The organism is Microbacterium sp., from assembly GCF_011620715.1.
In the GTDB taxonomy this organism is placed as follows: Bacteria; Actinomycetota; Actinomycetes; order Actinomycetales; family Microbacteriaceae; genus Microbacterium.
This window is the reverse complement of record NZ_WOYP01000005.1, coordinates 20,463-29,391: the sequence shown is the minus strand read 5'-3', so window position 1 is coordinate 29,391 and position 8,929 is coordinate 20,463. Positions and strand designations below refer to the sequence as shown.

The 8,929-nt window shown below is 69.3% G+C and carries 8 protein-coding genes; 5 read left to right on the top strand and 3 right to left on the bottom strand.

Translation table 11 applies throughout. The features are described from left to right. The first annotated feature begins 52 nt into the window (after positions 1–52). From QZV84_RS01090 to QZV84_RS01075, 4 genes are all read left to right on the top strand, one after another. On the top strand, positions 53–1,336 hold the full coding sequence (locus tag QZV84_RS01090) for a MinD/ParA family protein (RefSeq protein WP_292824076.1): 1,284 nt from the start codon (positions 53–55) through the stop codon (positions 1,334–1,336). 6 nt (positions 1,337–1,342) lie between these two features. Then, complete coding sequence (locus QZV84_RS01085; RefSeq protein ID WP_292824033.1) at positions 1,343–1,834, top strand: peptide deformylase; 492 nt, start codon at positions 1,343–1,345, stop codon at positions 1,832–1,834. 190 nt (positions 1,835–2,024) lie between these two features. After that, a complete protein-coding gene (locus QZV84_RS01080; RefSeq protein ID WP_292824031.1) occupies positions 2,025–2,717 on the top strand; it encodes a lysophospholipid acyltransferase family protein in 693 nt (230 codons plus the stop codon). Positions 2,718–2,780: 63 nt separating this feature from the next. Beyond that, the gene (locus tag QZV84_RS01075; protein ID WP_292824029.1) at positions 2,781–4,118 is read left to right on the top strand and encodes a class II 3-deoxy-7-phosphoheptulonate synthase; all 1,338 of its coding nucleotides are present in this window, start codon (positions 2,781–2,783) and stop codon (positions 4,116–4,118) included. A 96-nt stretch (positions 4,119–4,214) separates the two neighbouring features. Here QZV84_RS01075 and pknB read toward each other — a convergent pair whose 3' ends face one another. Both pknB and QZV84_RS01065 read right to left on the bottom strand, forming a co-directional pair. Then, the gene (gene pknB / locus QZV84_RS01070; protein WP_292824027.1) at positions 4,215–6,158 is read right to left on the bottom strand and encodes a Stk1 family PASTA domain-containing Ser/Thr kinase; all 1,944 of its coding nucleotides are present in this window, start codon (positions 6,156–6,158) and stop codon (positions 4,215–4,217) included. Between the two features lie 94 nt (positions 6,159–6,252). Beyond that, positions 6,253–7,095 carry a LysM peptidoglycan-binding domain-containing protein gene (locus QZV84_RS01065; RefSeq protein ID WP_292824025.1) on the bottom strand — a complete coding sequence of 281 codons (843 nt, stop codon included), beginning with the start codon at positions 7,093–7,095 and terminating at the stop codon, positions 6,253–6,255. Between the two features lie 346 nt (positions 7,096–7,441). Between QZV84_RS01065 and QZV84_RS01060 the strand changes: the two genes are divergently transcribed. Further along, positions 7,442–7,792 (top strand): Rv2175c family DNA-binding protein, encoded by a 351-nt coding sequence (locus tag QZV84_RS01060; RefSeq protein WP_292824023.1) that lies wholly within the window; start codon positions 7,442–7,444, stop codon positions 7,790–7,792. A gap of 17 nt (positions 7,793–7,809) precedes the next feature. Here QZV84_RS01060 and QZV84_RS01055 read toward each other — a convergent pair whose 3' ends face one another. Further along, a complete protein-coding gene (locus QZV84_RS01055) occupies positions 7,810–8,904 on the bottom strand; it encodes a polyprenyl synthetase family protein (RefSeq protein WP_292824021.1) in 1,095 nt (364 codons plus the stop codon). Positions 8,905–8,929 lie beyond the last annotated feature (25 nt).

Genomic DNA, 8,929 nt, shown 5'->3' with positions numbered 1-8,929 from the left:
CGCTGTCGAAAGCGGCGCAGCGACGGTCGACGAGTTCGTCGGCACGGCCGAGATCGAGGTCGACGAGTGGACCGGGGCCGAGAGCGTCTACGACTCCTCGTCGGCCTTCGAGGACGCGTCTGTCGTCGAGGACACCGTCGCGGATGCCGACCGCCAGGAGGATGCTCCGCTGTTCGCGAACACCCCCGTCGAGACCGCTCCGGCCAGTGCACCGCCGGCCCCGAGCACGGGCTCGACACCGACGACGGGCTCCATCCCGAGCACCCGTTGGGAGGCGCAGCATCCCGATGTCGAAGAGCGCCCCGACCACCCGCACGCGGTCGAGCGCGTGATCCCGCGGGCCGACGTCACGATGACCTCCAAGCGCCTCGGCGAGTTCGAAGCCGGCCGCGAGACCGCTGACCTGCTCACCGCCGACCGCCTGCTCGATCCGCACCAGATCGTGCGACCCGAGCCCGAGGGCACTTGGCAGCACTTCGTCTATTCGATCTCAGGTCACCGCATCAACCTCGGTGACGGCAAGCGCGCCCGTGCCCGCAAGGAGCTCGACCGCCGCATCGCGGCATCCCTGAACGGCGGCGCGCGGTTCGTGCCCGTGCTCTCGCGCAAGGGTGGCGTCGGAAAGACCACCGTGACCACCCTGCTCGGCATGGCGCTGGCCGATGCTCGCGACGACCGCATCATCGCCGTCGACGCCAATCCCGACCGGGGAACCCTCGCCGAGCGCATTTCGCGCTCGAGCGGCAAGACCGTCCGCGACCTGGTGAAGGCGCGCTCTGAGGTCACCGGCTACAACGACATCTCGAACATCGTCGCCCGCGACGAGACCCGACTGGACGTACTGGCCTCCGGCACGGACCCGCGCGTGTCCGAAGCGCTGAACGACCGCGACTACCACGACATCGCGAGCATCGCGGCGCACTACTACTCGATCGTGCTCACCGACACGGGCACCGGCATCGTCCACTCGGTGATGGGCGCCACGCTCGACCTGGCCGACCAGCTCGTCGTCGTCGCCGGCCTGAGCGTCGACGAAGCGCGTCTCGCCTCCGAGACGCTCACCTGGCTCGAGACCAACGGCTACGCCGAGCAGGTGCGCAACACGATCGTGGTGCTCAACAGCTCCCGACCCGGAACGCCGCTCGTGCGTCAGGATGAGCTCGAAGGGCATTTCCGAACGCGCGTGCGCAGCGTGGTCCGCGTTCCCTACGATCCGCACATCGCGGCGGGCAGCGCCATCTCGTTCCGCGACCTGCAGCCGGCGACCCGGCTCGCGGCGCGCGACCTGGCCGCCTCGGTCGTCGAGGGCCTGCGAGCCCTCGCACCCGCAGCGTAGGCGCAGATGTCTGTCCGGCCCATCCGCCTCTTCGGCGACCCGGTGCTGCGCGCCCCGAGTGCCCCGATCGGCGAGATCGACGACGGCATCAGGGCGCTCGTGCGCGACCTCATCGACACCGTCGAGCTGCCCGGCCGTGCCGGGGTCGCCGCACCCCAGATAGGGGTCGGACTCCGCGCGTTCAGCTACAACATCGACGGCGAGATCGGCTATATCCTCAACCCGGTGCTCGTCGAGGTCTCGGGTGAACCGGAACTCGTCGGCGAGGGATGCCTTTCGGTGCCCGGGCTCTGGCACGAGGCCCTGCGCCACCCGCACGCCAGCGTCACGGGCATCGACCTGGACGGCAACGAGGTCGTGCTCGAAGGCGACGGCCTGCTCGCGCAGGCCCTGCAGCACGAGACCGACCATCTCGACGGAAAGCTCTACCTCGACCGGCTGCCGGCCGAGACCCGGCGCATCGCGATGAGGGAGATCCGCGAGAGCACCTGGTTCTGACCGATTCTCGGTCGCTGAGCGAGGGAGCGAACGTGCCTCGGCCCCGCCCCGGCTCGCTGATGCGGGCCACTAGACTGCAACACGTCGTCGCGGCTGCGCCGGCCGGAGAGGGAACGCGGTGCTCAAAGTCGGTATCGACATCGGTGGCGCGAAGGTCGCCGGCTTCATCGACCGCGAGCGGGCCTAGGCGATGTTCTACTGGCTGATGAAGTACATCGTGCTCGGACCGCTCCTCAGGGCGATCTTCCGGCCGTGGATCGTGGGCCGCACGAACGTTCCCGTCGAAGGTGCCGCGGTTCTCGCGAGCAATCATCTGTCGTTCATCGACTCCGTGTTCCTGCCGCTGATGATCGACCGGCCGATGTCGTTCCTCGCGAAGAGCGACTACTTCACTGGCAAGGGTCTCAAGGGCTGGGCCACTCGGATGTTCATGAAGGGGACGGGTCAGATCCCCATCGAGCGCAACGTCGGCAGGGCCTCCGAAGCGTCGCTGAACACCGGACTGCAGGTGCTCGGGCGCGGCGAGCTGCTCGGCATCTACCCCGAGGGCACGCGCAGCCCCGACGGTCGCCTCTACCGGGGCCGCACCGGACTCGCTCGCATGGTGCTGGAAGCGCGCGTGCCCGTCATCCCGGTCGTGATGGTCGACACGGACACCGTCATGCCGATCGGCCGCCGCCTGCCGCGCGTCGGGCGCGTGGGCATCGTGATCGGCGAGCCGCTTGACTTCTCGCGGTTCGCAGGCATGGAGGGCGACCGGTACATCCTCCGCTCGGTCACCGACGAGATCATGGTCGCGCTGCAGCGGCTGGGAGAGCAGACCTATCACGACGTCTACGCCTCGACGGTCAAGAGCGGGCTGGCCGCGCCTGCAGTCGACTGAGCCGCCGCCGTACAGCAGCCGTCACGGAATCCCGGAGCGACCGCGCGCCGATAGACTGGGCAGATGCTGCAGCAGCTTGACGCACTCGACCACTGGCGGACCCTGCCCATAAAGCAACAGCCCACCTGGTATGACGCGGAGGCTGTTGCGGCCGTCTCGGCCGAGATCGCGACCCTGCCGCCTCTCGTGTTCGCCGGTGAGGTCGACAACCTGCGCGACCAGCTCGCCCGCGCCGCATCCGGTCGCGCGTTCGTGCTGCAGGGAGGCGACTGCGCCGAGACCTTCGCCGGAGCGACGGCCGAGCAGATCCGCAACCGCATAAAGACGGTGCTGCAGATGGCGGTCGTGCTGACGTACGGCGCCGCGATGCCGATCGTGAAGATGGGGCGCATGGCCGGCCAGTTCGCCAAGCCGCGCTCGAGCGACACCGAGACGCGCGGCGACGTCACACTGCCGGCGTACCGCGGCGACATCGTCAACGGCTTCGACTTCACCGAGGGCTCGCGCCGCGCCGACCCCGTCCGGCTGCTCAAGGGGTACCACACCGCTGCATCGACCATCAATCTGATCCGCGCGTTCACCCAGGGTGGCTTCGCCGACCTGCGCGAAGTGCACAGCTGGAACAAGGGCTTCGCCGAGAACCCGGCCAACCAGGCGTACGAGCGGCTCGCGCATGACATCGACCGGGCCATCAAGTTCATGGAGGCGGCCGGCGCCGACTTCGACGAACTGCGCCGCGTCGACTTCTACACCGGCCACGAGGGTCTGCTGATGGACTATGAGCGCCCGATGACGCGGATCGACTCGCGCACCGGCACGCCCTACAACACCTCGGCGCACTTCCTTTGGATCGGCGAGCGCACGCGCGACCTCGACGGCGCCCACGTGGACTACTTCTCGAAGATCCGCAACCCGATCGGCGTGAAGCTCGGACCCTCGACGACTCCGGATACCGCGCTCGCGCTCATCGACAAGCTCGACCCCCAGCGCGAGCCCGGTCGGCTGACTTTCATCACGCGCATGGGAGCGGGAAAGATCCGCGATGCGCTGCCGCCGCTGCTGGAGGCCGTGCGCGACGCGGGTGCGACGCCGCTGTGGGTGACCGACCCGATGCACGGCAACGGCATCACGACCCCCACCGGCTACAAGACCCGCCGCTTCGACGATGTCGTGGACGAGGTCCGCGGCTTCTTCGACGCGCACCGCTCCGTCGGAACGCATCCGGGCGGCATCCACGTCGAACTCACCGGTGACGACGTCACCGAGTGCCTCGGCGGCTCCGAGATGATCGACGAGGCCACTCTTGCGACCCGCTACGAGAGCCTCTGCGACCCGCGCCTGAACCACATGCAGAGTCTCGAGCTCGCGTTCCTGGTGGCCGAGGAGCTCGACAAGCGCTGATGCGCCCGCGTGTCAAGGTCGTGGCTCGATACGCCGCTGCGCGGCTACTCGACAAACCGGGCCGCGAAACGTATCGAGGCCGCAAGCATCTCGCGCTCAGAAGGCGCCGTTGATCCGGAAGCTGACGACTGTGCCCTTGGGGTGTTGCGTGCCCGCAGCCGGGACCTGTGACTCGACCTCGGTGATCTCGTCGAGTACGGCGTCCCACAGGGTCGCGTACTCGTATTCGAATCCGGCGTCGGTGAGAGCGGCCTTGGCCTGATCCCGGGTCAGCCCGACGATGTTCGGCACGGGGAACAGCGCAGGCCCCTTCGAGACGGCCAGTGTGACACTTTCGCCGGGGCGCCAGTCGCCGCCGCCATCGCGGCCGGCGATGTAGATGACGAGGCCGGTGTCGAGGTCGTCGTTGAACTCCTCGAACGTTCCGCTGACCGAAAGATTCTTCTCGGCGAGCATCGAGGTCGCCGAATCCACGCTCTCGCCGAACACATCGGGGATGGGTCCGACCGACACCGAGAGCGTCGCGGTGTCGCCCTCGAGGGCGGTGCAGCCCTGTGTGCAGTCCACCGGGTCGCCGCCCGCGCGCGGTGTCACCGACACCGCGATGACCGTGCCCTCGGCGGCGTCCGTGAAGTACTCCTGATCCGGCTCGGCGACCGTCAGATTGATCGCCTGCAGGATGCCGCGGGCATCGGTCGCCGCCACCCCGCCGAGCGCCTGCACGGTCTGCGGCCGCGGGCCCAGCGAGACGAGCACGTTCACGGTCCCATCCTTGTCGAGGCGCGAACCAGCGGACGGATCGGTTCCGACGACGATGCCGGGCGCGACATCAAGGTCGTAGACGTCTTTCTGCACGGCCTGCAGCGACTGCTCGGCGAGGATCTGCTGCGCCTCCGCGAAGCTGCGATCGGCCACATCGGGAACGGCGACCTGCGAACCGGGACCCGATCCGAGCCACCACCCGGCCCCCGCAGCGAGCGCCGAGAGCAGCAGGACCAGCGCCATGAGCCAGCCGCCCTTGACCGAGCGGCGCTTGGTCGCGGCGCGCAGGCGTGTGGCGTTGTCGGTCTCGTCGACCGCAGTGGTCTGCCCGGTCATCGTCGCAGGCAGCACCTGCGTGAGATCGCCCGAATCGCCGGCGACCTCCTCGCGGATGATGCCGGCCGACAGGGTGCGGGCCACCTGGGGGGCGATCCCGAGTTCGCGCTCGATCTCGCGCAGCCGATCGAGCATGACCGAAGCGTCCGTGGGCCTGTCGTCGGGCGACTTCTCGGTCGCCCACAGCACGAGCTCGTCGAGCTGTTCGGGCACCCCGGGGTTCTTCACGCTCGGCCGCGGCACCGAATCCGTCGCGTGCTGGAAGGCGATCTGCATGGGCTGCTCGCCCTTGTACGGCTGCTCGCCGACGAGCATCTCGTAGAGCATGATGCCGAGCGAGTAGATGTCGCTGCGCGCGTCGGCCAACCCGCGCGTGACCAGCTCAGGAGCGAGGTAGGCGATCGTGCCGAGCAGCTGGGCGCCGGTGGCGGTGTTCGCCGTCGTCGCGCGCGCGAGACCGAAGTCGCCGATCTTGATCCTGCCGTCTTCGGCCAGCAGTACGTTCTCGGGCTTGACATCGCGGTGCACGATGCCGGCGCGGTGCGCGGCGGCGAGACCGGAGAGCATCGCGTCCATGATCGTCACCGTCTGCGGCACCGTGAGGCGCTTCTGCTCGCGCAGCAGCTCGCGCAGCGTGATGCCGGGGAGGTATTCCATGACCAGGTACGCCATATCGCCGTCCTGGCCCTGGTCGAAGACGTTGACGACGTGCGGGTCGGCCAGTCGCGCGGCGGCCCGCGCCTCCTGGATGAACCGGCTCTGGAACACCGTGTCGTCGCTGAGGTGCCCGTGCATGACCTTGAGGGCGACCCGCCGCTCCAGGCGCAGGTCGGTGGCGACGTACACGGTCGCCATGCCGCCGCGCGCGATGCGCGCGCGCACCCGGTATCGGCCGTCGACCAGACGTCCGATCAGCGGGTCGGCCTGCTGACTCGTGCTCACGATCCGAGTCTACGGACGGGTTCCTGCGAGCCCGCGGAGCGGCTCACCCCCTGCTGGGGCGACGGCTGCGGCGTTCGGTCGCGGGTGCGGTCGCTCACCCGAGGGCGGCGAGCCATGCCGAGGCGGGCTGCTCCCACTGTGCGTACCGGTCGGGATAGGCGGAGATCTGCACCGACTGCGCGGCATTCGCGAACGACAACTCCTGCCAGCCCTGCACGTCGAGCAGTCCGCGCGTCAGATACCCGTTCGGGTCGGATGGCCCTCCGTAGAAGGTGCGCGCGGCGTGCACCGCATCGCGGACCTGCTCCGGCGTTCCCCACCCGGTGCTCGGGCGCTGCTGAAACAGGCCGAGCGAATCGCGGTCGCCCCAGTCCAGGTTTCGCAGCCACGACTCCTGCATCGCCGTGCCCAGTGCGATCGCGATCCCCCGGTCGGGTACACCGAGTTCTCGGCCCACGCCGATGATGATCCTCGCGTTCGCGATCTGCTCGGCATCGAGCATCGTCGTGGACGCATCCGTGGTCGTGTTCGCGACGAGGGTCAGGGATGGCGTCGGCGGGACGGCGATGCTCTGGCCCGGGTAGATGATCGAGGACGCGTTCAGACCGTTCGCGTCCAGGAGCTCCTGCGTGCTCACACCGTGCAGCCGGGCGATCGCGCTGATCGTGTCGCCGCCGGCGACGACGTATGCGCGGGCGGCCGGTGGCGCCGGCGCGGCGGGTGCCGGGGGAGCGGCTTCGGGTGCCGTCACGGCGGCGAGCCGCAGGACCTGCCCCGGGTAGATGGTCGACGACCAGGACAGTCCGTTGATCGCGAGCACGTCGGTCGTGCGCAGCCCATGCCGGGCGGCGATCGTGGAGACGCTGTCGCCGGCCTGCACCTCGTAGGTCTCGGGGGTCGCGGCGGTCGGCACTCGCACCGACGAGGGCTTCGGCATTGGGGCTGCCGAGCCATGCGGTTCTGCGAGCAGGCGAGGCGCAGAGGAGTCGCCCGAGCGTGCGGGTCCGGCTGCATGCGCGGGGGCGGCGCTCATCAGAACGGCAAGCGACCCGGCGAGGGCCACGGGTATGCCTGCGGCGGCGGCGCGTCGAATGCTCGCGGGACGTTGCCGGGTGTCGGGTTGCAAGAGATCCCCCTCCGTGGACTCAGGAAACGGTGTCACGGAAGCGAATTCGTGTCAACTGATGTTATGTATGCGACAGACGAGGCCTATGTGATAGGTGTGGTTGGAGTTCTCGAGACTGGGGTGCCGAGGACCCCGGCAGGAATGAGATAGTGGCTTCGTGACCGATGACGCCACGCCGCAGATCGAAACCGATTGGCTGACCCTCGCTGACCTGACGCAGGTGCTCGGCGAACCGCTGGGCCGGGTTCGACGGCTCCTCGACGAGCTGCAGCTCGTCGGCTCGCGCCGGGACGGCGTGTTCAAGGTCCCCGCCGTTTTCATCCTCGACGGCGAGCCGATCGGGTCGCTGCGCGGCACGCTCTTCGTGTTGCACGATGCCGGCTTCACCGACGACGAGGCCATCGACTGGCTGCTGACCTCGGACGCTTCGATCGGCATCCCGCCTATCGAGGCGCTCCGCGCCGGACGCAAGAGCGAGGTTCGCCGCGTCGCGCAGGCGCTGGGCTGAGTCGAGGCGTCCCGACGTCAGGTCGTGCGAACGGTCGCGGCGCGGGCAAGTTCGCGCAGTTCGCCGACGGCGGCGTTTCCGAGTCGCGCGCCGGAGAGCGCACGCTCGGCCTCTCGCGAGTATTCCGCGATCAGCTGCTCGACCCGCTCGAGCGCGCCGGTGTCGAGGATGGTCTGCTGCAGCGATGCGATCTGCGCAGCATCCAATCCCGGGTCGCCGACCAGCTCGTCCACGATGCGCCGCGCCGGGACGGAGAGGCGCTCGCGTGCGTATGCGATCAGGACAGTGCGCTTGCCCTCGCGCAGGTCGTCGCCCGAGGGCTTGCCGGTCGCCGCTTCGTCGCCGAAGACGCCGAGCACGTCGTCCCGAAGCTGGAAGGCCATCCCGACCGGATGCCCGAATGCAGCCAGCGCGGCGAGCTGGGCATGATCCGCACCGGCCAGCGCTGCGCCGACAGCCAGAGGCTGCTGGATGCTGTACCTCGCGGACTTGAGCGAAGCCACCCGCAGCGCGCGCTCGGCGTGTCTGTGGTCGGGCTCGCTCACGTACGCGGATTCTTCGGCGACGTCGAGGAACTGGCCGATGGTCACCTCGCGGCGCATCGTCGCGTACTCGGCGCGCGCCGCCGCAGCGCGTACGCCGGATGCCGCGGCCAATCCCTCTTCGAGCAGATCGTCGCTCCAGGCCACCAGCAGATCGCCCAGCAGAATCGCACCCGACCGGCCGAACGCCGCCGGGTTCCCGGCCCACCGGTGCGAGCGATGCGCGGCCGCAAGCGCCCGGTGCGCGGAGGGGCGCCCGCGGCGCGTGTCGGAGTTGTCGATGAGGTCGTCGTGGACGAGGGCGGCGGCATGGAAGATCTCCAGCGAAGCCGCGGCCGCGATGACCTCAGCGGGCGGGGCCGACGGTACGCGTCCGGCGCCCTCCACTGCCCTCCACCCGGCGATGCAGAACCGTCCGCGAAGTCTTTTTCCGCCGTCAAGAGCGGTCGCTCCGGCCTCGACGAGAAGACCCGCTTCGGGGCCGAGATCGGCGGTTGCGGCTCTCTGCGCCGAGAGGAAGTTGTTCAGACGCTGGGAAACCGCTTCAACGGCATCCGGGGAGGGTGACACGGGCCTAGCCTAGTGATTGAGGGCG

Bases quoted from the DNA above. Each gene is read 5' to 3' on its own strand.
- QZV84_RS01075 (WP_292824029.1), top strand. From the start codon at position 2,781: ATGCTGCAGCAGCTTGACGCACTCGACCACTGGCGGACCCTGCCCATA.
- QZV84_RS01080 (WP_292824031.1), top strand. From the start codon at position 2,025: ATGTTCTACTGGCTGATGAAGTACATCGTGCTCGGACCGCTCCTCAGG.
- QZV84_RS01065 (WP_292824025.1), bottom strand. From the start codon at position 7,095: ATGCCGAAGCCCTCGTCGGTGCGAGTGCCGACCGCCGCGACCCCCGAG.
- QZV84_RS01085 (WP_292824033.1), top strand. From the start codon at position 1,343: ATGTCTGTCCGGCCCATCCGCCTCTTCGGCGACCCGGTGCTGCGCGCC.